This is a genomic window from Streptomyces sp. WMMC500 (assembly GCF_027497195.1).
Taxonomy (GTDB): Bacteria; Actinomycetota; Actinomycetes; order Streptomycetales; family Streptomycetaceae; genus Streptomyces.
The window spans coordinates 7,934,762-7,959,761 of record NZ_CP114905.1; the positions used below are offsets into that span (position 1 = coordinate 7,934,762).

General features: G+C 73.9%; 20 protein-coding genes. 14 read left to right on the plus strand and 6 right to left on the minus strand.

From position 1 onward, the window contains the following. Positions 1-111 precede the first annotated feature (111 nt). From O7599_RS34280 to sucC, 4 genes are read right to left on the minus strand one after another with little or no spacing between them, the layout of a single operon-like run. Positions 112-1,650 (minus strand): aldehyde dehydrogenase family protein, encoded by a 1,539-nt coding sequence (locus O7599_RS34280; protein WP_281619490.1) that lies wholly within the window; start codon positions 1,648-1,650, stop codon positions 112-114. After that, the gene (locus tag O7599_RS34285) at positions 1,647-2,078 is read right to left on the minus strand and encodes a carbonic anhydrase (RefSeq protein WP_281619491.1); all 432 of its coding nucleotides are present in this window, start codon (positions 2,076-2,078) and stop codon (positions 1,647-1,649) included. Before O7599_RS34285 ends, O7599_RS34280 begins: the two co-directional genes overlap by 4 nt. Continuing rightward, entirely contained in the window at positions 2,075-2,950 is an 876-nt protein-coding gene (sucD, locus tag O7599_RS34290) for a succinate--CoA ligase subunit alpha (RefSeq protein WP_281619492.1), read from the minus strand. The genes O7599_RS34285 and sucD overlap by 4 nt, the downstream gene beginning before the upstream one ends. Before the next feature lie 5 nt (positions 2,951-2,955). Further along, complete coding sequence (gene sucC / locus O7599_RS34295; RefSeq protein WP_281619493.1) at positions 2,956-4,089, minus strand: ADP-forming succinate--CoA ligase subunit beta; 1,134 nt, start codon at positions 4,087-4,089, stop codon at positions 2,956-2,958. 165 nt (positions 4,090-4,254) lie between these two features. Between sucC and O7599_RS34300 the strand changes: the two genes are divergently transcribed. The 4 genes from O7599_RS34300 (at position 4,255) to O7599_RS34315 (ending at position 10,800) form a co-directional block, all read left to right on the plus strand. After that, on the plus strand, positions 4,255-5,964 hold the full coding sequence (locus O7599_RS34300; protein WP_281619494.1) for a thiamine pyrophosphate-binding protein: 1,710 nt from the start codon (positions 4,255-4,257) through the stop codon (positions 5,962-5,964). A gap of 9 nt (positions 5,965-5,973) precedes the next feature. Further along, positions 5,974-7,203, plus strand: coding sequence for a formyl-CoA transferase (frc, locus tag O7599_RS34305; protein WP_281619495.1), 1,230 nt, complete (start codon positions 5,974-5,976; stop codon positions 7,201-7,203). A gap of 3 nt (positions 7,204-7,206) precedes the next feature. After that, positions 7,207-9,345: an acetate--CoA ligase family protein gene (locus O7599_RS34310; protein ID WP_281619496.1), complete on the plus strand. Its 2,139-nt coding sequence runs from the start codon at positions 7,207-7,209 to the stop codon at positions 9,343-9,345. 69 nt (positions 9,346-9,414) lie between these two features. Then, a complete protein-coding gene (locus O7599_RS34315; protein ID WP_281619497.1) occupies positions 9,415-10,800 on the plus strand; it encodes an OFA family MFS transporter in 1,386 nt (461 codons plus the stop codon). A 118-nt stretch (positions 10,801-10,918) separates the two neighbouring features. Here O7599_RS34315 and O7599_RS34320 read toward each other — a convergent pair whose 3' ends face one another. Beyond that, positions 10,919-11,608 (minus strand): GntR family transcriptional regulator, encoded by a 690-nt coding sequence (locus O7599_RS34320; protein ID WP_281619498.1) that lies wholly within the window; start codon positions 11,606-11,608, stop codon positions 10,919-10,921. 127 nt (positions 11,609-11,735) lie between these two features. Continuing rightward, positions 11,736-12,947 carry a molybdopterin molybdotransferase MoeA gene (locus O7599_RS34325; RefSeq protein ID WP_281619499.1) on the minus strand — a complete coding sequence of 404 codons (1,212 nt, stop codon included), beginning with the start codon at positions 12,945-12,947 and terminating at the stop codon, positions 11,736-11,738. Positions 12,948-13,098: 151 nt separating this feature from the next. Here O7599_RS34325 and O7599_RS34330 point away from each other — a divergent pair, with 151 nt between their 5' ends. The 10 genes from O7599_RS34330 (at position 13,099) to larC (ending at position 24,956) form a co-directional block, all read left to right on the plus strand. Next, positions 13,099-14,172, plus strand: a complete 1,074-nt coding sequence (locus O7599_RS34330; RefSeq protein WP_281619500.1) for a 2-dehydropantoate 2-reductase — start codon at positions 13,099-13,101, stop codon at positions 14,170-14,172. Continuing rightward, positions 14,169-16,121, plus strand: a complete 1,953-nt coding sequence (locus tag O7599_RS34335) for a molybdopterin-dependent oxidoreductase (protein ID WP_281619501.1) — start codon at positions 14,169-14,171, stop codon at positions 16,119-16,121. Before O7599_RS34330 ends, O7599_RS34335 begins: the two co-directional genes overlap by 4 nt. Continuing rightward, positions 16,112-18,166 carry an NAD(P)H-dependent oxidoreductase subunit E gene (locus O7599_RS34340; protein ID WP_281619502.1) on the plus strand — a complete coding sequence of 685 codons (2,055 nt, stop codon included), beginning with the start codon at positions 16,112-16,114 and terminating at the stop codon, positions 18,164-18,166. Before O7599_RS34335 ends, O7599_RS34340 begins: the two co-directional genes overlap by 10 nt. Further along, positions 18,163-19,035 (plus strand): 2Fe-2S iron-sulfur cluster-binding protein, encoded by an 873-nt coding sequence (locus O7599_RS34345; protein WP_281619503.1) that lies wholly within the window; start codon positions 18,163-18,165, stop codon positions 19,033-19,035. The genes O7599_RS34340 and O7599_RS34345 overlap by 4 nt, the downstream gene beginning before the upstream one ends. A gap of 6 nt (positions 19,036-19,041) precedes the next feature. Beyond that, positions 19,042-19,896 carry a formate dehydrogenase accessory sulfurtransferase FdhD gene (gene fdhD, locus O7599_RS34350; protein ID WP_281619504.1) on the plus strand — a complete coding sequence of 285 codons (855 nt, stop codon included), beginning with the start codon at positions 19,042-19,044 and terminating at the stop codon, positions 19,894-19,896. A 218-nt stretch (positions 19,897-20,114) separates the two neighbouring features. Further along, on the plus strand, positions 20,115-20,741 hold the full coding sequence (locus O7599_RS34355) for a TetR family transcriptional regulator (RefSeq protein ID WP_281619505.1): 627 nt from the start codon (positions 20,115-20,117) through the stop codon (positions 20,739-20,741). A 165-nt stretch (positions 20,742-20,906) separates the two neighbouring features. After that, positions 20,907-21,824 carry a ferritin-like domain-containing protein gene (locus O7599_RS34360; protein ID WP_281619506.1) on the plus strand — a complete coding sequence of 306 codons (918 nt, stop codon included), beginning with the start codon at positions 20,907-20,909 and terminating at the stop codon, positions 21,822-21,824. Then, positions 21,821-22,810: a TIGR00268 family protein gene (locus O7599_RS34365; RefSeq protein ID WP_281619507.1), complete on the plus strand. Its 990-nt coding sequence runs from the start codon at positions 21,821-21,823 to the stop codon at positions 22,808-22,810. The genes O7599_RS34360 and O7599_RS34365 overlap by 4 nt, the downstream gene beginning before the upstream one ends. Continuing rightward, complete coding sequence (larB, locus tag O7599_RS34370; RefSeq protein ID WP_281619508.1) at positions 22,807-23,556, plus strand: nickel pincer cofactor biosynthesis protein LarB; 750 nt, start codon at positions 22,807-22,809, stop codon at positions 23,554-23,556. Before O7599_RS34365 ends, larB begins: the two co-directional genes overlap by 4 nt. Positions 23,557-23,699: 143 nt before the next feature. Further along, entirely contained in the window at positions 23,700-24,956 is a 1,257-nt protein-coding gene (gene larC / locus O7599_RS34375) for a nickel pincer cofactor biosynthesis protein LarC (protein ID WP_281619509.1), read from the plus strand. Positions 24,957-25,000 lie beyond the last annotated feature (44 nt).

Below are 25,000 nucleotides of genomic sequence, written 5' to 3' on the forward strand. Positions count from 1 at the left end.
GGGGGTGAGGTTTTACCGGGTGGTAACCACACCCTGCCCTCTGGAACCCATGTCCATGCCAAGTAGCAACTGCGCGCCTGTGATGCGCCGTTCAACCCCTGTTGCGGGAGTTCACGACGGCATGAGCTGATAGTCGGGGAAGTTGCCCGGTGGCCGCTCGCCCGCCGGCCCCTGGGTGAAGGCGCGCACCAGCAGGTGCCCGCCGACGAACGCGCCGTGCCAGGAGGCACCGGAGCCGCCGAACAGCTCGGCCCGGTCCCCGCGCGAACGCGGCGCGTTGCGGCCGGTCTTGAACGCCCGTATCTGCGGGGCCACCCGCTCGTAGAACTCCGGGTCGTCGCAGGAGAGGGTGGCGACCAGGGCGCCGTTGGAGGCGTTCATCGCCGCCAGCAGCTCCGCCTCGGTGTCGACCAGCACGATCGAGTCGACCGGGCCGAAGGGCTCGGCGTGGTGCAGCGGGGAGGCGGCCGGCGGGTCCAGCAGCGTCACCGGCGCCAGGTACGCGGAGGTGTCCTGGCCCGGCAGCAGCCGCGCGTCCGCGAGCCGCCCCCGGTACAGCGGCACCGCACCGCGGTCCACCGCGTGCGCCACCAGGTCCGCCAGCTCCTTGGCCTTGGCGGCGTTGATCAGCGGCCCGAAGTCCAGCTCCGGCAGCGGGTCGTCCGGCCGCTCCACCGCCAGCGGGTGGCCGACGCGCACGGAGTCGACCGCCGGCAGGTACGCCGCCAGGAAGTCGGCGAAGGCGGCGCGCTGGACGACGAACCGGGGATAGGCGGTGCAGCGCTGCTTGGCGTAGTCGAAGGTCTTGCGCACCTGCGGGGTGAGCGCCGCCCAGCCCGAGTAGTTCCACACCCCCCAGCAGTTCAGCCCCTCCTGCTCCAGCACGTGGGGCTTGTCCAGGTCGGCCAACGCGGCGGCCACCGCCCCGCCGGCGTCGCGCCCGCCGACGAAGGACACGCAGCCCAGCTCCGGCGCCCGTACCAGCGCGCCGGACAGCTCGCCGCCGCCGCCGGAGACCAGCGTCAGCGGCAGGCCGGCGCGTACGGCCAGCGCGCAGGCCAGGGTCAGGCACGCCACACCGCCGTCGGTCGGGGTCTTGGCGACGGCCGCGTTGCCCGCGAGGGCGCACACGAGCATGGCGTGCACGAGCACGCTCATCGGGTAGTTCCAGCTCGCGATGTTGCTGACCGGGCCGGGCAGCGGCGTCCGGCCGGCGAGCATGCCGTCGATCTCCTCGACGTACCAGCGCACACCGTCCACGGCGCGGTCCACGTCGGCCGTGGCCAGCCGCCAGGGCTTGCCGATCTCCCAGACGAGGAGCAGCGCGAGCAGGTCGCGGTGCTCCTCGATGGCGTCGAGGGCCGCCGACACCCGCGCCTTGCGCTCCGCGAGCGGTACGTGCCGCCAGCTCCGGTGCGCGTCGAGGGCGGTACGCACCGCGGCGTGCGCGGTGCCGGCGTCCAGCCGGGGCGGCCCCGTGATCGGCGTGCCGTCGACCGGCGAGGTGGCCGGCAGCGGACGGCCGTCGGCCGTCCAGACGCCGTTCCAGAGGTTCAGCACGCGCTCGTCGCGGAACGCCTCGGGCGCCGCCGCGAGGCAGCGCGCCCAGGCGTCCGGCCAGGCCGTGCCGGGCTTGAGGATGAGGGTCACGAGGGGGTCTCCGCTCGTCGGGGGCGGATCTCGCGCAGCTCGCCGCCGCGCGTGTAGAGGAAGCCGCGCACCACGTCCTTGTGGGGCAGCCTTGGAGTCTCCGCGAGCACGTCGAGGCAGCGCACGAGGTCGGCCGCCGGGTCGTCGAGGGCCGCACAGTCCTCGTGGTGCACGAGCACGATCTCGCGCGTGCCGCCGCGCAGTTGGCTCAGCCGCAGCGAGTCGAGCGCGTCGGGGGTGACGCAGCCGCCCGCGTTGCGGATGACGTGGGCGTCGCCCGGCCGCAGCGCGAACATGCTCTCCACGCCCAGCCGGGCGTCCATGCAGGCGACGACGGCGACGCGGCTGGCCGGCGTCTTGGCGTCCGGATCGAGCGGGCGGAGAGCCGCCGCGCCCCGTCGGGCGAGCAGTTCGTCGGCGCCGGTCATCCCAGCACCTCGCGGGCCAGCCGCGCCGTCTCCGACGGGGTGGTGCCGACCCGTACGCCGGCGGCCTCCAGCGCCTCCTTCTTGGCCTGGGCCGTGCCGGAGGAGCCGGAGACGATGGCGCCGGCGTGGCCCATCGTCTTGCCCTCGGGGGCGGTGAAGCCGGCGACGTAGCCGACGACGGGCTTGGTCACGTGGGCCCTGACGTAGTCCGCGGCCCGCTCCTCTGCGTCGCCGCCGATCTCGCCGATCAGCACGACGAGTTCGGTGTCGGGGTCGGCCTCGAAGGCTTCGAGCGCGTCGATGTGGGTGGTGCCGATCACCGGGTCGCCGCCGATGCCGACGCAGGTGGAGAAGCCGATGTCACGCAGCTCGTACATCAACTGGTACGTCAGCGTGCCGGACTTCGACACCAGGCCGATGCGGCCGGGGCCGGTGATGTCGGCGGGGATGATGCCCGCGTTGGACAGGCCGGGGGAGATGAGCCCCGGGCAGTTGGGGCCGACGAGGCGTACCCCGGCGGCCTCCGCGCGGGCGCGGAAGGCGACGGTGTCGTGGACGGGGACGCCCTCGGTGATGACGACGACGAGCCCGACCCCGGCGTCGATCGCCTCGTCGACGGCGTCGCCGACGTACGGCGGCGGCACGAAGACGACGGACACGTCGGCGCCGGTGGCGGCGACGGCCTCCTTGACGGTGCCGTGGACCGGCACGTCCCGGCCGTCGAACGCCACGCTCGTGCCCGCCTTGCGCGGGTTGACGCCGCCGACGACGGCGGTGCCGGAGGCCAGCATCCGCCGGGTGTGCTTCTTGCCCTCGGCGCCGGTCATGCCCTGGACGACGACCCTGCTCGCCGCGGTGAGGAAGACTGCCATGCGGATCAGCTCCTTGCCGGTACGGCCGCCGCCCGCGCGGCGGCGCCGTCCATGGTGTCCAGTTGGGTGAGCAGGGGGTGCCGGGCGTCGGCGAGGATCCGCCGGCCGAGCTCGGCGCTGTTGCCGTCGAGGCGGACCACGAGCGGCCGGGTCAGCTCGATCCGCTCCAGCGCGCGCACGATGCCGTCGGCGACCGCGTCGCAGGCGGTGATGCCGCCGAAGACGTTGACGAAGACGGACCGCACGTCCGGGTCGGCGAGGATCACGCCGAGGCCGTCGGCCATGACGTCCGCGGAGGCGCCGCCGCCGATGTCGAGGAAGTTCGCGGGTGCGGCGCCGTTCGCGGCGACCACGTCGAGGGTCGACATGACCAGCCCGGCGCCGTTGCCGACGATCCCCACCCGGCCGTCGAGCTTGACGTAGTTGAGCCCCTTCGCGCGTGCCGTCGCCTCCAGCGAACCGGCCTCGTCCGGCACGTCGTACGCCACGTGCTCCGGGTGCCGGAAGCGCGCGTTGTCGTCCAGCGTCACCTTGCCGTCGAGCGCCAGGACGGCGCCGTCGGCGGTGGTGACCAGCGGGTTGACCTCGACCAGCAGCGCGTCCTCGGCCGTGCACACCTCCCAGAGCGCCACCAGCACGGGCATCGCCGCCGCGGGCAGTCCGCCGGCGGTCGCGATCCGCCGCGCGACCGCCTCGGTGACGCCCTCCCCGGGGTCCACCGGGATCCGCGCCAGCGCCTCGGGCCGGGACGCCGCGACCTCCTCGACGTCCATGCCGCCCTCGGCCGAGGCCATCGCCAGGAAGGTTCCCGAGGCGCGGTCCAGCAGGTACGCGACGTAGAACTCCGAGGCGACGTCCACGGTCCGCGCGACCATCACCCTGCGCACCCGGTGGCCCTTGAGGTCCATGCCGAGGATGTCCCCTGCCGCGGCCTCGGCCGCCGCCGGGTCCGCCGCGCGCCGCACCCCGCCCGCCTTGCCCCGGCCACCCGTCTTCACCTGGGCCTTGACCACCGTCCCGCCCCCCAGCACCCGGGCCGCCGCCCGGGCCCCCGCCGGGTCCGAGGCCACCGCCGCGTCGGGCACGGGGACGCCGTGCCTGCGGAACAACTCCCGCGCCTGGTACTCGAACAGATCCATCTCAAGGGCACCTTCCTCTGGTCGTGTCCGACTTGGAGATTTCCGGTGCACGCCCCCTGGACATCGACTCACCGATGCGGGATAACCGTCTGCATACAGTATTCGTGTCCTGTATGCAATGTACAGAGTGACGGCGAACGCACTGGTGAAGGGACTGAACTCCCCATGTCCGACGGCACATCCGGCAACCCCGGCACCCCCGGAGACCCCGACGTCATCTCCGGCGGCCACCTGGTCGCCAAGGCCCTCAAGTCAGAGGGCGTCGAGGTGATCTACACGCTCTGCGGCGGCCACATCATCGACATCTACGACGGCTGCGTCGACGAGGGCATCGAGGTCGTCGACGTACGGCACGAACAGGTGGCCGCGCACGCCGCCGACGGATACGCGCGGCTCACCGGCAAGCCGGGCTGCGCGGTCGTCACCGCGGGCCCCGGCACCACCGACGCGGTCACCGGCGTGGCCAACGCCCTGCGCGCCGAGAGCCCGATGGTGCTCATCGGCGGCCAAGGCGCCCTGACCCAGCACAAGATGGGGTCGCTGCAGGACCTCCCGCACGTCGACATGATGGCGCCGATCACCAAGTTCGCCGCCACCGTGCCGCATACCGCGCGCGTCGCGGACATGGTCTCCATGGCCTTCCGCGAGTGCTACCACGGCGCCCCCGGGCCCTCCTTCCTGGAGATCCCGCGCGACGTGCTCGACGCCAAGGTCCCCGTGGACAAGGCCCGCATCCCGCAGGCCGGCCACTACCGCGCCTCCACCCGCAGCGCCGGCGACCCCGAGGCGATCGAGAAGCTCGCCGACCTCCTCGCGCACGCCGAGAAGCCGGCCGTGCTGCTCGGCAGCCAGGTCTGGACGACCCGCGGCACCGCCGCCGCCGTGGACTTCGTCCGCGCCCTCAACGTGCCCGCGTACATGAACGGCGCGGGCCGCGGCACCCTGCCGCCCGGCGACCCGCACCACTTCCAGCTCTCCCGCAGGTACGCCTTCACCGAGGCCGACCTCATCGTCATCGTCGGCACGCCCTTCGACTTCCGGATGGGCTACGGCAGGCGGCTCTCGCCGAGCGCGACCGTCGTGCAGATCGACCTCGACTACCGCACCGTCGGCAAGAACCGCGACATCGACCTCGGCATCGTCGGTGACGCGGGCCTCGTCCTCGCCGCCGCCGCGCAGGCCGCGTCCGGCCGCCTCAACGGCGGCGCCGCCAGGCGCAAGGAGTGGCTGGAGGAGCTGCGCGCGGTGGAGGAGAAGGCGCGCGAGAAGCGGCTGCCGCAGCTCACCTCCGACGCCTCGCCCATCCACCCGTACCGGCTGGTCAGCGAGATCAACGACTTCCTCACCGAGGACTCCATCTACATCGGCGACGGCGGCGACATCGTCACCTTCTCCGGCCAGGTCGTCCAGCCGCGCAGCCCCGGCCACTGGATGGACCCGGGCCCGCTCGGCACCCTCGGCGTCGGCGTCCCGTTCGTGCTCGCCGCCAAGCAGGCCAGGCCCGACAAGGAGGTCGTCACCCTCTTCGGCGACGGCGCCTTCTCGCTCACCGGCTGGGACTTCGAGACCCTCGTCCGCTACGACCTGCCGTTCGTCGGCATCGTCGGCAACAACTCCTCGATGAACCAGATCCGCTACGGCCAGGCCGCCAAGTACGGCGTCGAGCGCGAGCGCGTCGGCAACACCCTCGGCGACGTCCCCTACGACGAGTTCGCGCGCATGCTCGGCGGCCACGGCGAAGAGGTCCGCGACCCCGCCGACATCGGCCCCGCGCTGCGCCGCGCCCGCGAGTCCGGCAAGCCGTCGCTGATCAACGTCTGGGTCGACCCGGACGCGTACGCCCCCGGAACCATGAACCAGACCATGTACAAGTGAGGTGACCCCATGACGAAGGCTCTGGAGGGCGTCCGCGTCCTCGACATGACCCACGTCCAGTCCGGGCCCTCCGCCACCCAGTTGCTCGCCTGGCTCGGTGCCGACGTGATCAAGCTGGAGGCGCCCTCCGGCGACATCACCCGCAAGCAACTGCGCGACCTCCCGGACGTCGACAGCCTCTACTTCACGATGCTGAACGGCAACAAGCGCAGCATCACCCTCAACACCAAGACCCCGCGCGGCAAGGAGCTGCTGACCGAGCTGCTGCGCCGCAGCGACGTGCTGGTGGAGAACTTCGGCCCCGGCGCCGTCGACCGCATGGGCTTCACCTGGGAGCGGATCCAGGAGATCAACCCGCGCCTCGTCTACGCCTCGATCAAGGGCTTCGGCGAGGGCCCGTACACCGCCTTCAAGGCGTACGAGGTCGTCGCCCAGGCCATGGGCGGCTCCATGGCCACCACCGGTTTCGAGGAGGGCCCGCCGCTGGCCACCGGCGCGCAGATCGGCGACTCCGGGACCGGCGTGCACACCGTCGCCGGCATCCTCGCCGCGCTCTACCAGCGCACCCGCACCGGCCGCGGCCAGCGCGTCAACGTCGCCATGCAGCACGCCGTGCTCAACCTCTGCCGCGTCAAGCTCCGCGACCAGCAGCGCCTGGCGCACGGCCCGCTCGCCGAGTACCCCAACGAGGACTTCGGCGACGAGGTCCCGCGCTCCGGAAACGCCTCCGGCGGCGGCCAGCCGGGCTGGGCGGTCCGCTGCGCGCCCGGCGGGCCGAACGACTACGTGTACGTCATCGTGCAGCCGGTCGGCTGGCGGCCGCTCACCGAGCTGATCGGCCGCCCGGAACTGGCCGAGGACCCCGAGTGGGCCACCCCCGAGGCGCGGCTGCCGAAGCTCGGCAAGATGTTCCAGCTCATCGAGGAGTGGTCGAGCACCCTGCCCAAGTGGGAGGTGCTGGAGAAGCTCAACGGGCACAACATCCCCTGCGGCCCCATCCTCTCCACCAAGGAGATCATCGAGGACGCCAGCCTGCGGGACAACGGGATCGTCGTCGAGGTCGAGCACCCCGAACGCGGCACGTACGTCACCGTCGGCAGCCCGCTCCGGCTCTCCGACTCACCCGCGGCCGTCGGCCGCTCCCCGCTCCTCGGCGAGCACAACCACGACATCTACGGCAGCGAACTGGGCCTGACCGCGGAGGACGTGGCCGGCCTCAAGACGGACGGAGTGATCTGAGAGATGGACGGCGCCAAGGACACCGCGGCGGTCCGCGAACTGCTCGCGGACGTACGCGCCGAGGGCCGCACCGCGCTCACCGCCCCCGAGGCGAAGCGGATCGCGGACGCGTACGGCATCGCCGTGCCCGGCGAGGGGCTGGCCGGGGACGTGGAGGAGGCGGTGGCGCTGGCCGACGGCTTCGACGGGCCGGTCGTGCTGAAGATCGTCTCGCCGGACATCGTGCACAAGACCGACGCCGGGGGAGTGGAGACCGGCCTCGCCGACGCCTCCGCCGTACGCGCGGCGTTCCGGCGGATCGTCGCCAACGCCCGCGCGTACGACCCGGACGCCCGGATCGACGGCGTGCAGGTCCAGCAGCAGTTGCCGCCGGGCCGGGAGGTCATCGTCGGGGCCGTCACCGACCCCACGTTCGGCAAGGTCGTCGCGTTCGGTCTCGGCGGGGTGCTGGTCGAGGTGCTGGGGGACGTCACCTTCCGGCTCGCGCCGGTGACCGCCGACGAGGCCGCCGGCATGCTCGACTCCATCCGCGCCGCGGAGGTGCTGCGCGGGGTGCGCGGCGAGCCGGGCGTCGACCGGGGGGCGGTGGCCGACCAGATCCGCCGGGTCTCCGAGCTCGCCGCGGACTTCCCCGAGATCGCCGAGGTCGACCTCAACCCCGTGATCGCCACCCCCGACGGCGCGCTCGCCGCCGACGTGCGGATCCTGCTGGGCGAGAAGGAGCCGGAGACGCGCCCGCAGTTCGGCCGCGAGGAGATCCTCGCGGCGATGAACCGGCTGATGAAGCCGCGTTCCGTGGCCGTCATCGGGGCCTCGAACGAGACCGGCAAGATCGGCAACTCGGTGATGCGCAACCTCGTCGACGGCGGCTTCTCCGGCGACATCCACCCCGTCAACCCGAAGGCCGACGACATCCTGGGGCGCAAGGCGTACAAGAGCATCGCCGACGTGCCCGGCGAGGTGGACGTCGCCGTCTTCGCCATCCCCGCGAAGTTCGTCCCCGCGGCCCTGGAGGAGACCGGCCGCAAGGGCGTCCCCAACGCCGTGCTCATCCCCTCGGGCTTCGCCGAGACCGGCGAGCACGAACTCCAGCGGCGGATCACGGACATCGCCGCCGAGCACGGCGTCCGCGTCCTCGGCCCCAACATCTACGGCTACTACTCCACCTGGCAGGACCTCTGCGCCACCTTCTGCACGCCGTACGACGTGAAGGGCGGCGTGGCGCTGACCTCCCAGTCCGGCGGCATCGGCATGGCCATCCTCGGCTTCGCCCGGACCACGAAGACCGGCGTCTCCGCGATCGTCGGCCTCGGCAACAAGTCCGACGTGGACGAGGACGACCTCCTCACCTACTTCGGCGAGGACGACAACACCACCTGCATCGCGATGCACCTGGAGGACCTGAAGGACGGCCGCGCCTTCGTCGAGGCCGCCCGCGCCACCGTGCCGAAGAAGCCCGTCGTCGTCCTCAAGGCCGGCCGCACCAGCGCCGGCGCCAAGGCCGCCGGCTCCCACACCGGGGCGCTGGCCGGCGACGACGCGGTCTACGACGACGTGCTCCGCCAGGCCGGCGTGATCCGCGCGCCGGGGCTGAACGACATGCTGGAGTACGCCCGCGCCCTGCCCGTGCTGCCCACGCCGAAGGGCGACGACATCGTCGTCATCACCGGCGCCGGCGGCTCCGGGGTGCTGCTCTCCGACGCCGTGGTCGACAACGGGCTGCGGCTGATGGAGATCCCGGCCGACCTGGACGAGGCGTTCATGCGGTTCATCCCGCCGTTCGGCGCGGCGGGCAACCCGATCGACATCACCGGCGGCGAGCCGCCGGCCACGTACGAGGCGACGATCCGGCTGGGCCTGACCGACCCGCGCATCCACGCGCTGGTCCTCGGCTACTGGCACACGATCGTCACCCCGCCCATGGTCTTCGCCGAACTCGCCGCCCGCGTGGTGGCCGAGGAGCGGGCCAGGGGCAACGTCAAGCCTGTCGTGGCGTCCCTCGCGGGCGACACGGAGGTCGAGGAGGCGAGCGCGTACCTCTTCGAGCGCGGTGTCGTCGCCTACCCGTACACGACCGAGAAGCCGGTCGCCGTACTGGGGGCGAAGTACCGCTGGGCGAGAGCGGCGGGGCTGCTCGCCTGACCCACCCGCACCACCGCAGAGATCAGGACAGGGGGCGCTGACCGAATCTCGATACAAGGGGTGCAACCCATGACGACAACCGAAGACCGGTCGGTCCTCCCCTACCGGGAGGTGACCGACAGAAACGGCAGGACCTATCGGATAGGCGAGTCCGACGTCGACATCATGGGCCGCAAGCGGAAATGGATGGTGATCCTTCCGTGGATCGGCATGATGGGGATCAGCTCGGCGGAGTACGCGTTCGCCTCCGCCGAGGACACGCTGCACACCGCGCACAACTGGGCGAGCGGCCACATCTTCTGGATGATGACCGTGTGGGTGTTCTTCCAGGCCGCGGTCGCGTTCCCGGCCGGGAAGCTGCGCGAGACGGGCAGACTGCCGGCCCGCTTCGCGATGATGCTGGGTGCGACCGGCACCCTGCTGGGCTACGTGTCGCTGGCGTACGCGCCGCACGTCGTCGTGGCGTACATCGGCTTCAGCATGTTCAGCGGCATGGGCGCCGGCATGGTCTACGCGACCTGCGTCAACATGGTCGGCAAGTGGTACCCGGAGCGTAAGGGCGGCAAGACCGGCTTCGTCAACGGCGGTTTCGCCTACGGCTCCGTGCCCTTCGTGTTCCTCTTCACCGGCTACATGGACCTGACCAACTTCCGCTGGGTGCTGGTCTCGGTCGGGCTCCTCCTGGCGCTGATGGTGGGTACGGCCGGGTTCTTCTTCAAGGACCCGCCGAAGAACTGGTGGCCGGAGGCGGTCGACCCGCTCAACCCGCCGGAGGACCCGCGGGCGGCCCGCTCGCTGAAGATGAACCCGCCCGCGGTCAAGCAGTACACCCCGCGGGAGGCGTTTGCGACGGGCCGCGTGACGCTGATGTGGTTCTGCCTGGCGTGTACGTCCGGCGTGAACATCTTCGGCATCGCCTTCCAGGTGGACATCGGCGAGGACGCCGGCTTCGCCGGCGGGATCGTGGCCACCGCCATGTCGCTCAAGGCCATCGTCAACGGCACCGGCCGCGGCGTCATCGGCTGGCTGTCCGACCTCTACGGGCGCAAGCGCTGCCTGATCGTGGTGTGCGCCGTGCTCGGCCTGTCCCAGTACGGCATCCTCTGGTCGGCCGAGATGAAGAACCTGCCGCTGTTCCTGATCTTCTCCTCGATCTCCGGCTTCGGCGGCGGTGCGATCTTCCCGATGTTCGCGGCGCTGACCGCGGACTACTTCGGCGAGAACAACAACGCCTCCAACTACGGCATGGTCTACAGCGCCAAGCTCGTCTCCGGTCTGGGCGCGGGCATGGGCTCCGTGGTCGTCGGCGCCTGGGGGCACTCCGGCGCCTTCATCCTGGCGGGCTCCATCTCGCTCTTCGCCGGCTGTATGGCGCTGTTCCTGACCCCGCCGGGCCGGTCGCGGCTGAAGGACATCGAGCCGAACCCGCGGCCGATCAGCAGAGAGACGGACTAGCCCCGGGTCCCGGTCCCCGACCCGTGGCTCCGCCCCGGGCGGGGCGGAACCCGCACGACCCGCACGACCCGCACGACCCGCACGAGAGGCCCCGGCCGACCGCTACCCGGCCGGGGCCTCAGCGGTGCTGGATGTCGCGCTGGCGCTGGTGGTACGAGCGGCGGGTGTGCTCGGTGTGCGCGCGCATGACCTCCTGGGCGCGGGCCTCGTCGCGGTCGTGCACGGCGGCGATCAGCTCGCGGTGCTCGATCCAGGACTGGGCGCCGCGCTGCCGGGCGACCGGGGTGTAGTACCAGCGGACCCGGCGTCCGACCTGGGCGGCGAGTTCGGCCAGCACGGCATTGCCGGCCAGCTCCATGACGTAGGCGTGGAAGGCGAGGTTCGCGGCGACGACGGCTTCGAGGTCGTCGGCCGCGACGGCCCGCTCGCCGGTCTCGCACAGCTCCTCCAGCCGGACGATGCCCTGGCCGGAGGCGTTGGCGGCGGCGAGGCGGGCGGCCTCGGTCTCCAGCAGCGCGCGCACCACGAGGAGCTGGTCGGCCTCGGCCTCGGTCGGCTCGTGCACGAACGCGCCCTGGGCGGGGCGCAGATCGACCCAGCCCTCGGTGTTGAGCCGCTGCAGCGCCTCGCGCACAGGCTGGCGGGAGACGCCGAGGTGGCCGGCCAGCTCGGTCTCGACCAGGTGCTGCCCCGGCGGGAGGGTGCGCGTGATGATCAGTTCCAGCAGGGCCTCGTACACCCGCTCACGCAGCGGGCCCGGCCGTTCCAGCCGGGGCATCGCCCCCTGGGGCAGTCCCTGGGACAGCATCGATCTCCCCCACCCTCCGTCGCCCCTGCGGCAGGCGAATTGGCTTTTGTCTACAGTCTACCGAGAGCCTCCGATGGTCATGAGTGCCCCCCGTGGTGAGGAAGTTCACACCTTTTGTGGCGCGGTGTCAGCGGGGCAGCCGAAGCAACTCCACGTCGTCGGCACCGCCCGGCGGCAGCACCGCCACGGCGTCCGCCGCCGCGGCGCCCCAGAGCAGCCCGGGGCGGTCGTGGCCGACCGGGACGGCGCGGGTGCCGTCGAGCGTCACCGGCACGAGCCGGGTGTCGCGCGGGTGCGGGGCAGGGGCGTAGCCGGTGGCGGCCGGGCCGAGCCGGGCGCGCCAGGGCGGCGGGGGAGTGCGGCCCGCCAGCCGTTCCAGGAGCGGTACGAGAAGCGTCAGACATGCCGCGAAGGCGGCGTACGGGTTCCCCGGCAGGCCGACGACCGGCGGCCCGCCGCCGGGCAGCCGGGCCAGCAGTTGCGGATGCCCCGGCCGGCAGGCGACCCCGTCGACGAGCATGTCGGCGCCCAGGTCGGCCAGCGCCGGGCGCAGATGGTCGGCCGGCCCGCGGGACGAGGCGCCGCACACCGCGACGGCGTCGGCCCCGCCCGCCGCCCGGGTCAGCGCGGCGGCCAGCGGGGGGCGGCCGTCGGGCAGATAGGTCACGGGCTGCGGCGCGCCGCCTGCCCAGGCCACGACGCCGGGCAGCAGCGGGCCGATCGCGTCGCGGACCCGGCCGGCCGGCGGGGTGCCGCGGCGCACCAGCTCGTCGCCGGTGACGAGGAGCGCGACGCGGGGGCGGCGGTGCACGGCGACCCGGTCGTACCCGAGGCTCGCCGCGAGCCCCAGCGCCGCCGGGGTCAGGACGGCGCCGGGCGGGAGCACCTCGGCGCCGGCCGGGCACTCCTCGCCGCGCCGCCGGACGTGCCGGCCGGGCCGCACGGCGCCGGCCACCGACGCGCCGGTGCGCAGGGCGTCTTCGTACGGCAGCACCGCCTCGGCGGCTTCGGGCACCCGGGCGCCGGTGGCGACCTCCAGCGCCCGCCCGGCCGCGAGCCGCGCCACGGGCGGCTCCTGCCCGGCCAGCACCCGCCCGGCGACGGCCCACGGCCCCGGCCCGGCGACGGCGTAGCCATCCATCGCGGCGGTGTCGAACGCCGGCAGCGGCGCGCGGGCCGTCAACGGCTCGGCGAGCGCCTGCCCGTGGGCGCGGCGCAGCGGGGTGTCGTGGACGTCGAGCGGGCCGGCCGCGGCTGCGGCGGCGGCGCGCGCCCCGGGCCAGCTCAGCGCGGCGGGGCGTGCGGTGGGGGCTGGGGGAGTGGTTCCGAGCGTCGTCATCAGCGGCCTCCCGCGGTTGCGGTGCGGCCCAACGGGCCGCCGTAGAAGGGGTGCACGACCCTTGACCTCCGTGAAAGGGATACTGTAGACAATATTCTGTCGACTAGGAAAGAGCCCCCCGCGATCGCATCGCACGCAAGGGAGCCCGCCAGTGAAAGTCGCAGTTGTCGGCGCCGGCGCGATCGGTGCCTACGTCGGAGCCGCGCTCCACCGCGCCGGAGCCGACGTCCATCTCATCGCCCGCGGACCCCATCTGGCCGCCATGCGCCGCGCAGGCGTCAGCGTCCTCAGCCCGCGCGGCGACTTCACCGCCCGCCCCGAGGCGACGGACGACCCGGCGGCCGTGGGCCCCGTCGACTACGTCTTCCTCGGGCTGAAGGCGAACTCGTACGCCACCAGCGGCCCGCTCGTCCACCCGCTGCTGCACGACGAGACGGCGGTCATCGCCGCCCAGAACGGCATCCCCTGGTGGTACTTCCACGGCCTGCCGGGCCCGTACACGGGACAGCGCATCGAGAGCGTCGACCCCGGCGGCGCCGTGACCCGCACCCTGCCGCCCGAGCGCGCCATCGGCTGCGTCGTCTACGCCGCCACGGAACTGGCCGCCCCCGGCGTCGTACGCCACCTGGAGGGCACCCGCTTCTCCATCGGTGAGCCGGGCGGCACGATCAGCCCGCGCTGCCTCGACTTCAGCGCGGCCATGCAGGCCGGCGGGCTCAAGTGCCCCGTCGAACCCGACCTGCGCAACGACATCTGGATCAAGCTGCTCGGCAACATCTCGTTCAACCCGATCAGCGCGCTCACCCGCGCCACCATGGGCGAGATCGCCGGGCACACGGGCACCCGCGAGCTGGTCACGGCCATGATGCGGGAGACCCTGGAGGTCGCCGCCCGGCTCGGCAGCCGGCCCGACATCTCCCTGGAACGGCGGCTCGACGGCGCCGCGCGCGTCGGCGACCACAAGACCTCCACCCTCCAGGACCTGGAGCGGGGCAAGCCGCTCGAACTCGACGTGCTGCTCGCCGCCGTGGTCGAACTGGCCGGCCTGACCGGCGTCCCGGTGCCGACGGTGCGCGCCATCGCCGCGGTCGCCGGCCTGCTCGCCGAGACGTCGGCACGTACCCCCGCCGCAGGAAACCCGAGCAACCCCACCAGCCAGGACAGCAGCCAGACCAGCAGCCAGGACAGCCAGGACAGCCAGGACACCGCCAGGAGCGCCTCATGAAGGACCGCAGCCGGACCCCGAAGCAGTACCCGCGGCTCACCCACCCGCTCGTCCGCGGCGCGGACGGCGAGCTGCACCGGGCGACCTGGGAGGAGGCGCTCGACGCCGCCGCGCGCGGCTTCACCGCGACCACGGACGCGTACGGCCCCGACGCCTTCGGCATGTTCTCCTGCGCCCGCTCGACGAACGAGATGAACTACGTCGCGCAGAAGTTCACCCGCGTCGTCATCGGCACCAACAACGTCGACTCCTGCAACCGCACCTGCCACGCACCCAGCGTCGCGGGCCTGTCCGCCGTCTTCGGCTCCGGCGGCGGCACCTCCTCGTACGCGGAGGTCGAGGAGACCGACCTGATCGTGATGTGGGGCTCCAACGCCCGCTTCGCGCACCCGATCTTCTTCCAGCACGTGCTGAAGGGCATCCGCAACGGGGCCAGGATGTTCGCCGTCGACCCGCGCCGCACCGGCACCGCCGAGTGGGCCGACCGCTGGCTCGGGCTCGACGTCGGCACCGACATCCCGCTCGCCCACGCCGTCGGCCGCGAGATCATCCACGCCGGGCTCGCCAACACCGCGTTCGTCGCACGCGCCACCAGCGGCTACGAGGAGTACGCCGCCGCCGTCGAGCCCTGGACCCTCGCCGCCGCCGAGCAGGTCACCGGCGTCCCCGCCGAGGCCATCCGCGAGCTGGCGCACGCGTACGCCACCGCGGAGCGCGCCCAGTTGTGCTGGACCCTCGGCATCACCGAGCACCACAACGCCACCGACAACGTCCGCGCGCTGATCAACCTCGCGCTCCTGACCGGCCATGTCGGCCGCCGCGGCAGCGGGCTGCAGCCGCTGCGCGGGCAGAACAACGTCCAGGGCGGCGGCGACATGGGCGCCATCCCCAACCGGCTGCCCGGGTTCCAGGACATCCTGGAGCCGGGCGTACGGGAGCGCTTCGAGACCGCCTGGGACGCGGTCATCCAGCCCCGCTACGGCCTCAACCTCACGGAGATGCTCGACGGCATCGAACGCGGCACGCTGAAGGCCGTCTACTGCATCGGCGAGAACCCCGCGCAGTCCGAGGCCGACAACGAGCACACGATCCAGCGGCTGCGCGCCCTCGACCACCTCGTCGTCCAGGACATCTTCCTGACGAAGACCGCCCTGCTCGCCGACGTCGTGCTGCCCGCCTCCGCCGCCTGGTGCGAGACCGAGGGCACCACGACCAACAGCGAGCGGCGCGTCCAGCGTGTCCGCAAGGCCGTACGCCCGCCCGGCGAGGCGCGCGACGACATCGACATCCTCTGCGACCTGGCCCGCCGGCTGGGCCACGACTGGAAGTACGGCGAGGCGCAGGAGGTCTGGGACGAGCTGCGCGCGGTCTCGCCGGACCACGCGGGGATGACGTACGCGCGCCTGGAGGAGCACCAGGGCATCCAGTGGCCCTGCCCCAGCGAGGACCGGCTGGAGCCGACGTACCTGCACGGCCGGCTCTGGGAGACCGACCCCGAACGCCGCGGCACGCGCGCGGCCTTCGGCCCGGTGCTGCACTCCCCGCCGGTGGACCTGCTGGACGACGACTACCCGCTGCGGCTCACCACCGGCCGGCGGCTCGACTCGTACAACACCGGCGTGCAGTCCAGCAGCTTCGCCTCGCCGCTGCGGCGCGGCGAGAACATCGAGCTGTCGCCGGAGGACGCGGCGGCCTACGGCGTCGCCCACGGCGAGGAGGTCCGCATCACCTCGCGCCGCGGCTCGGTCGTCGCCCCGGTGTGGATCGACGCCGGGCTGCGGCCCGGGCTGGCGTTCATGACGCTGCACTTCCCGGACGAGGTCGACACCAACCAGTTGACGATCGAGGCGACCTGCCCGATCGCGGGCACGGCGGAGTACAAGGCGGCGGCGGTACGGATCGACAAGCTCGCACTCGCCGACCGGCAGGCGGTGCCCTCGTGGACCTGAAGTACACCGACGCCAAGCCCTCCGACGCGGAACGCGACGCCGTCGACGCGCTGCTGGGCCCCGCCCCCTCGGGCTGGGAGGGCGGCGAACGCGACGCGGCGGACCTGCGCTGGGCCAAGGGCGGCCACGAGGCCCGCGACCGCCGCGACCTGCTGCTCCCCGCGCTGCACGCGGTCAACGACCGGGTGGGCTGGATCAGCGAGGGCGCCCTCGACTACATCTGCCGCCGCCTCACGGTCCCCCCGGCGGAGGCGTACGGCGTCGCCACCTTCTACGCGATGTTCTCGCTGCGGCCCCGCCCGGCGACGGTGCTGCACGTCTGCACGGACATCGCGTGCGCGGCGCGGGGGGTCGCGCCGCTGCGGGCGGCGCTGGAGGACCGGCTGGGCCCGGCGGGCACCGCGGCGGAGGGAGCGGTGTGGCAGGAGAGCCCGTGCCTGGGCCTGTGCGAACGGGCCCCGGCGGCGCTGGTGATACGGGCGGCGGAGGCGCCTGGCCCGCGCGGAAGCGCGGGGGTGCGGGTGAACGGCAAGCACGAGGGCCCGGGGTCGCGAGGAGACGGCGCTGACGAGGGCACGGGGTCGCCGGGGCGAAGCCCCCGCGGGGGTACGGGGGCGCAGCTCCCGGGATCCCCCGCGCCGGAGGCGGGGGCGGCGGGGGCCGGGGGCGCGGCCCCCGGTTTCGGGAAGGGGCGGGGTAGGGGAACACCCACCGCCGCCGTGATCGCCCCCGCCACCGCAGAAGCCCTCCTCGGCGCCGTCCAGGACCCCGGCCGGGCAGCCCAGGAGCCCCCGCCCGCCGCCGCCGTCCCGCAGGCCGGCGACCCCGGCCTCGTCCTCCTCCGCCGCATCGGCACCGCCGACCCCGCCGACCTCGACGACTACCGCGCCCACGGCGGCTACACCGCCCTGCGCAACGCCTTCGCCCTCGGCCCCGCCGGCGTCATCCACGAGGTCACCGAGTCCGGCCTCCTCGGCCGCGGCGGCGCCGCGTTCCCCACCGGGCGCAAGTGGCAGGGCACCGCCTCCCAGCCGGTCCGCACCCGCTACCTCGTCTGCAACGCCGACGAGTCCGAGCCCGGCACCTTCAAGGACCGCGTCCTCATGGAGGGCGATCCGTACGCCCTCATCGAGGCCATGACCATCGCCGGCTACGCCGTCGGCGCCCACCTCGGCTACCTCTACCTCCGCGGCGAGTACCCCCGCGCCCTCGACCGCCTCACCCACGCCGCGGAACGCGCCCGCGCCCGCGGCCTCCTCGGCGACGACGTCCTCGGCCAGGGCTACGCCTTCGACATCGAGATCCGCCGCGGCGCCGGCGCGTACATCTGCGGCGAGGAGACCGCGATCTTCAACTCCATCGAGGGCCACCGCGGCGAGCCGCGCACCAAGCCCCCGTTCCCCGTCGAGCAGGGCCTCTTCGGCAAACCCACCGCGGTCAACAACGTCGAGACCCTGGTCAACGTCCTGCCCATCCTCACCCACGGCGCCGCCGCCTTCGCCGCCACCGGCACCGAGTCCTCCACCGGCACCAAACTCTTCTGCGTCGCCGGCACCGTGGCGCGCCCCGGCGTCTTCGAGGTCCCCTTCGGCGCCACCCTCCGCGAGCTTCTCGACCTCGCCGGCGGCGCCCCGCCCGGCCTGCGCGCCGTGCTGCTCGGCGGCGCCGCGGGCGGCTTCGTCCGGCCCGACGAGCTGGACGTGCCGCTGACCTTCGAGGGCGCCCGCGCCGCCGGCGCGACCCTCGGCTCCGGAGTCGTCCTCGTCCTCGACGACACCGTCGACCTGCCCCGCATCCTCATCCGCGTCGCGGAGTTCTTCCGCGACGAGTCCTGCGGCCAGTGCGTCCCGTGCCGCGTCGGCACCGTCCGGCAGGAGGAGGCCCTGCACCGCATCGCCGACCTCCGCGGCGCCGCGGCCGCCGCCGACGTCGCGCTGCTGCGCGAGGTGGGCCAGGTCATGCGCGACGCCTCCATCTGCGGCCTCGGCCAGACCGCGTGGAACGCCGTGGAGTCCGCCATCGACCGCCTGGGAGCCTACGAATGACCAGTGTCCCGCTCGGCCTGCCGCGCCGCCGCGTCGCGTTCGAACTCGACGGCGAGACCGTCCACGCCCTGGAGGGCGACACGATCCTCGACGCCTGCACCGCCGCGGGCAAGGACATCCCGACCCTCTGCTACGGCGACACGCTCACGCCCAAGAACGCCTGCCGGGTCTGCGTCGTGGAGGTCGAGGGCTCCCGTACGCTCGCGCCCGCGTGCTCGCGCCGCGCGGAGCCGGACATGAAGGTCCGTACGGACAGCGAGCGCGCCCGGCACAGCCGCCGGCTGGTCCTCGAACTCCTCGCCTCCTCCACCGACCTGTCGACGACGCCCCACGTCGCCGGCTGGATCGAGGAGTACGGCGCGGAGCCCGACCGCTTCGGCCCGGACGCCGCGACCGTGGCCGGCCGCGGCGCGAAGGTCGACAACGACCTCTACGTGCGCGAGTACGGCAAGTGCATCATGTGCTACAAGTGCGTCGACGCCTGCGGCGACCAGTGGCAGAACACCTTCGCCATCGCCGTCGCCGGCCGGGGTTTCGAGACGACGATCGCGGTGGAGCACGACGGCCCGCTGCCCGACTCGGCCTGCGTCTACTGCGGCAACTGCATCGAGGTCTGCCCCACCGGGGCGCTCAGCTTCCGGACCGAGTACGAGATGCGCGCCGCCGGCACGTGGGACGAGGAGGCGCAGACGGAGACGACGACGGTGTGCGCGTACTGCGGGGTGGGCTGCAACCTCACGCTGCACGTGCAGGACAACCGGATCGTCAAGGTCGGCTCGCCGCACGACAACCCGATCACGCGGGGCAACCTGTGCATCAAGGGCAGGTTCGGCTATCAGCACGTCCAGAACGTCCAGGGTGCGGAGTGATCGGCGATGGGTCGGGTGACGGTGCGGCGTCCGGTGACGCGGGTGCGTGGCGGGCGGGTGGAGCGGCGGCCGGACACGCTGGTGGCGGAGGAGCCGCTGGAGATCCGGGTGGGTGGTCGGGCGTTGGCGGTGACGATGCGGACGCCGGGGGACGACTTCGCGCTGGCGGCGGGTTTTCTGGTCAGTGAGGGGGTGCTGGCCCGGGGCGGGGAGTTGGCGGGGATCACGTACTGCGCGGGTGCCGTGGACGGTGCGGAGGGCGGGAACACGTACAACGTGGTGGATGTGCGGCTGGCGGCGGGGGTGCCGGTGCCGGACGTCACGCTGGAGCGCAACGTGTACACGACGTCGTCGTGCGGGCTGTGCGGCAAGGCGAGCCTGGACGCCGTCCGCACCACCACCCGCTGGCCGATCGCCGACGACGGTGAGACGAAACTCACTCCGGACGTCCTGGCCGCGCTGCCGGACCGGTTGCGGGCGGGGCAGCGGGTCTTCGACCGCACCGGCGGGCTGCACGCCGCCGCCCTGTTCACCCCGGCCGGTGAGCTGGTCGATCTGCGGGAGGACGTGGGCCGGCACAACGCGGTGGACAAGCTGGTCGGGCGGGCGTTGCAGCAGGACCGGCTGCCGTTGGGCGAGACCGTGCTGATGGTCTCGGGCCGGGCGTCCTTCGAGCTGGCGCAGAAGGCGGCGATGGCCGGGATCCCGGTACTGGCCGCGGTCTCCGCGCCGTCGTCGCTGGCCGTCGATCTCGCGGTGGAGACCGGGATGACGCTGGTGGGCTTCCTGCGCGGCGACACCATGAACGTGTACGCGGGCGAACACCGCATCGCCCCGCACCGTACGGTCGCGGGCGTCTGATCCGGCCCCGTCGCGTGCGCGGGCGCGGGGCCGGCCGGCGGGGTGCGCCCCCTGCGCCGGCCGGCCCCCGACGCCCGCGCGGCCGTGCCGCGGGCCGCCGCCCGACGCCCCGTCTTGACCGGAGCTTTGGCCCGCCCCTCTTGTCCCGGCCGGGCGTTCACCGAAGACTTGACGCAAAGAGCAGAATGCACATCTGCGTTGGAGCGTGAGCGACCACCGTGACCGGGAAGAGAACGCTGGGCCCTCGGGTGCGGCCACTCGGGCCCCGCCCCGGCCGTCCCGACACCAGGGCGGACATCATCCGCGCCGCCAAGCGCATGTTCGCCCGCGGCTACGCGTCCTGCAGCCTGCGCGCCGTCGCGCGCGAGGCCGGCGTCGACCCGTCCCTTCTCGTCCAGTTCTTCGGCAGCAAGGAAGGGCTGTACCTCGCCGCCATCGCCGACGTGATGCGCCCCGACGAGGTACTCGGGCAGATCGTCGGCGAAACCACCGAGGGGCTGGGCCGGCGGCTGGCCGCCTACTACTTCGATCTGTGGGACGACGCCGAGACCAGGTGGCCCTTTCAGGCGATCCTGCTCTCCGCCGCCTCGTACCAGCCGGCCGCCAACGTGCTGCGCGACTTCATCACCCGCGAACTGGTCGCACGCGTCGCCGCCCGCGCCGTCAAGGACCGCGCGGAGCTGCGCGCCGGCCTCGCCGGCTCCCACCTCGTGGGCACCGCCCTGGTGCGCTACGTGGTGCGCTTCGGCCCGCTCGCCGAGTTGCCCCGGCGGGAGCTGGCCGAGATCGTCGGCGGCACCATCGACGGCTATCTCTTCGGCCCGCTCCCGGCCGCCGCGCACTAGCGTGCCGAGTCAACCCCGCGGGTTTCTGCTGCGTCAGGGGTGGGGGCAGTGGCGCCCGGGATCGGCTGCGATCTAGAATCGCGAGCTAACTCAACAGATGTTGATAAAGGGCTTCCAGCCGTGATGGACTCGGCGTAATCGGCGCATCTGCCGGAGGGGAGAGCAATGGCCTTCGACATACCGGGCTACATCAACACGGCCGGACGCGTCCAAGTCGACGACCTGGACCTCGACGCGTTCGCCGAGCGCCCCCTGTCCGCGGAGGCGCTGCGCTGTCTGCGGTACATGTCGGACGTGGAGAGCCACACGGTCTGCTACCTGCGGGACGTGCTGGTCACCCCGTCCCACCGGGACCCGGACGTGACGGCGTTCATGTCGATGTGGGCCTTCGAGGAGTTCTGGCACGGCGAGGCGATCGACTCCGTGCTGCGCGCCCACGGGCAGAAGGCCGACTACGACCACATCCGCGAGGTGCGGGAGGCCCAGGGGCTCAGGGACCGGCTGGCGCCGATCTACCAGTCCATCGCGGCCAACGCCATCGGCGACGACTTCGTCGCCGTGCACATGACGTGGGGTGCCATAAACGAGTGGTCCGCGCACGCCGCGTACGGCAGCCTCATCGACAAGGAGCAGCACCCCGAACTGACCAAGCTGCTCGGCCGGATACAGCGCCAGGAGTCCCGGCACCTCGCGTTCTACGCCAGCCAGGCCAAGGAGCGCCTGGAGCGCTCCCAGCGCGCCCGTTCGCTGGCCCGCTGGGTGACCGAGCGCTTCTGGCAGCCCGTCGGCTCCACCATCCAGCCGAGGGAGGAGACCCGCTTCGTGCTGCGGCACCTGCTGGGTGACGAGGCGGGCGCCGCCGCCGTGCGCAAGATCGACGAGAAGGTGCACAAGCTGCCCGGCATGGACGGGCTCAACCTGGTCCAGCGCGGCGTCGCGGACTTCGGCGCCGGCGTGCCGGTGGCCGGCGTCGACACCGCGCGGCCCGGCTCGCGCAAGCGGCTGGTCGCGGGCGCCGCGCTGGTCGCGGGTGCGGCCGGGATCGCCGCCGTACGACGTCGATCGGCGGGCTCGCACGCATGACGGACGCCGGCCCCGCCGCGCACCACGGCCCCGCCGGCCTGCGCGGGTCCACCGCCACCGGCACCGGTGACCCCGCGGCGGCCGCCCCCGCCGCGGGGCCGGCCCTCGCGGAGCCCGGTGCCGCGGCCGCGGCCGCCGCGCTGCTGGCGGAAGTCGGACGACTCGGCAGCGTCGCGGTGGCATACTCCGGTGGCGTGGATTCCACGGTCGTCCTCGCCGCGGCCGTACGCGCCCTCGGCCCAGGCCGGGCCGTCGCCGTCATCGCCGACTCGCCCGCGCTGGCCCGCGGCGAGTTGGCCCTCGCCCGCGACACGGCGGCGGACCTCGGCGCCGAACTCGTCGTGCTGGACACCGACGAGCTGTCCGTCGCGGGCTATCGTGCCAACGCCGGCGACCGCTGCTACTTCTGCAAGCAGACCGTCCTCGGCCGGGTCGCCGGCTACGCCGCGGAGCACGGCTTCGCCCACGTCGCCACCGGCACCCACCTCGACGACCGCCGCGCCGCCCACCGCCCCGGGCTGCGCGCCGCGAAGGAACTCGCCGCCGCCGAGCCGCTGGCCGCCGCCGGGCTCGGCAAGGCCGCGGTGCGCGCGCTCGCGCGGGCCTGGGGCCTGCCGGTCGCGGAGAAGCCCGGCATGCCCTGCCTGGCGTCCCGCATCGCGGTGGGCGTCCCCGTCTCCAAGGACCGGCTGCACCTGGTCGAACGGGCCGAGGAGCGGGTCCGCGAGACGCTGGACGAGCACCGCGTGGGCGCCCGCGACGTGCGCGTACGCCTGCTGAAGCAAGGCTTCCGGATCGAACTGGACGCGCCCGCCCACCGCGAGGTCGCCGCCGCGCACGGCCTCGGCGACACGCTGCTGCGCGAGGTCGCCGCCGTCGGCCCGCTCGGCGAGGGCAGCCTCGCCCCGTACCGCACGGGCGCGGTCAGCACCGCCGCCCGCGCCGCCGCCCGCACCGCCTCTCCCGATGGAGCGCCGGCGCGATGAGCGACCCGCACGGCAGCGCCCTCGACGCCACCGGCACCCCGCCGGGGGAGGCGGGGCTGCTGGACGGCGTCGTCGCCGAAGTCGGCGACTTCGCCCGCCTCGACGTGGACCGGCGCCGCCGCACCGGCGTGCCCGAGGTCGTCTACGCGGACGGCAAGACCCCCGAGCAGACGCTCCGGCTCCTCGCCGAACTGCGCCGCCGCACGCCCGACTTCCCGGCGCTGGCCACCCGCTGCCCCGAGGAGGTGCTGCGAGCCGCGCCAGACGCCTTCGCGGACGAGCCTGTACGGGTCGACGCGCGCGCCCGCACCGTCACCGTGGGCCCGCTGCCGGCCCCCCGCGGCACCGTCGCCGTGCTCACCGCCGGCACCAGCGACCTGCCCGTCGCCCGCGAGGCCGTCGCCACCCTCGACGCCCTCGGCACCGGCTCCCGGCTCTACGCCGACGTCGGCGTCGCCGGCCTGTCCCGGCTGCTCGCGGTGCTCGGCGACGTGCGCGCCGCGGACTGCGCGATCGTCGTCGCGGGCATGGACGGCGCGCTCCCGAGCGTCGTCACGGGCCTGCTCACCGCCCCCGTCGTCGGCGTCCCCACCAGCGTCGGCTACGGCTTCGCCGACGCCGGCCGCGCCGCCGCCGGCGCGATGCTCGCCTCGTGCGCCCCCGGGCTCACGGTCGTCAACATCGACAACGGCTTCGGCGCCGCCGTCCACGCCGCCAAGGTCGTGGGGGTGCGTGCCGGTGACTGAACAGCTCGGCGGACGCCCGGCCTTCGCGTACGGCGTCGCCCACCCGGGCCAGGCGGCCCCGTGCGCAGGTGTGGCGGGGGAGACGTACGGGAAGGGCTCTCCCAGCGATCATGAACGGGACCTGCCGGCGGGGGTGGCACACGGTGGCTGAGGGGACGGCCGCGGCCCATCTCGACTGCACCGCGGGGGTGGCCGGCGACATGCTGCTCGGCGCCCTGCTCGACGCGGGCGCAGACCTCGCCGCGGTACGGGACGCGGTCGCGGCGCTCAAGGTCGACGGGCTCGGCGTGTCCGTGGCGCGCGACCGCCGCGGCGGCTTCGGGTGCAACCGCGTCACCGTCCACCGCCCCGCCGTCCCCGACCGCCACCGCCACCTCGCCGACGTCCTCGCGGACCTCGACCGCGCGGCCGGCGCCGGACTCGCCGCGCGGGCCGCGGACTTCGCCGCCCGCGTCTTCCGGCTGCTCGCCGAGGCCGAGGGCAAGGCGCACGGCACCACGGCGGCGGAGGTCCACTTCCACGAGGTCGGCGCCTTCGACGCGCTCGCGGACGTCGTCGGCTGCGCCGCCGCACTCGACGACCTCGGCCTGCTCGCCCCCGGCGCCGCCGTCACCTGCTCCCCGCTGGCCGCGGGCAGCGGGGAAGTCGACTGCGCGCACGGCCGGATGCCCGTCCCCGTACCTGCGGTGCTGCACCTGGCAGCCGCCGGCGGCCTCGCGCTGACCGGCGGCGGGCTCGCCGGCGAGCGCACCACGCCCACCGGCGCCGCGCTCGTCGCCGCCCTCGCCGCTCCCGGCCCGCTGCCCGACATGGCGGTACGGGCCGTGGGCACCGGCGGCGGCAGCCGCGACACCCCCGACCGCCCCAACATCACCCGCGTCGTCGTCGGCACCCTCGCCGCCCCGGCGGCCGGCGGGCCCGCCGAGGGCGAGGTCACCGTCGTGGAGAGCACCGTCGACGACCTCGACCCGCGGCTGTGGCCCTCGGTCCTCACCGCCCTGCGCGCCGCCGGCGCGTGGGACTGCTGGACCACCGAGACCGTGGGCCGGCACGGCCGCCCCGGCCGCGTCGTCACGGCGCTGTGCGCGGCGGAGGTGCGGCCCGCCGTCGCCGACGCGCTGTTCCGCCACACCACCACGCTCGGCGTCCGCTGGTCCGCCCACCGGCGCCTGATGCTGCCCCGGCAGAGCGCCGTGGTGGCCGTGGGCCCGCCCGGCGCCGAGCAGCAGGTCACCGTCAAGGTCGCCGAAGGACCCGGCGGCGCGCTCACCGTACAGCCGGAGCTGGCCGAGGCGGAGTCCGCGGCGGCCGCGCTGGGCTGGCCCGTACGCGCGGTGTGCGAAGCTGCCGCAGTCCGCTACCGGGGCGACCTGGCGGTGCCGCGGCCCGCCACCGGTTGACGCCGGTCCGCACGAGAAACAGAGACCGGCATATGCAAGACCAG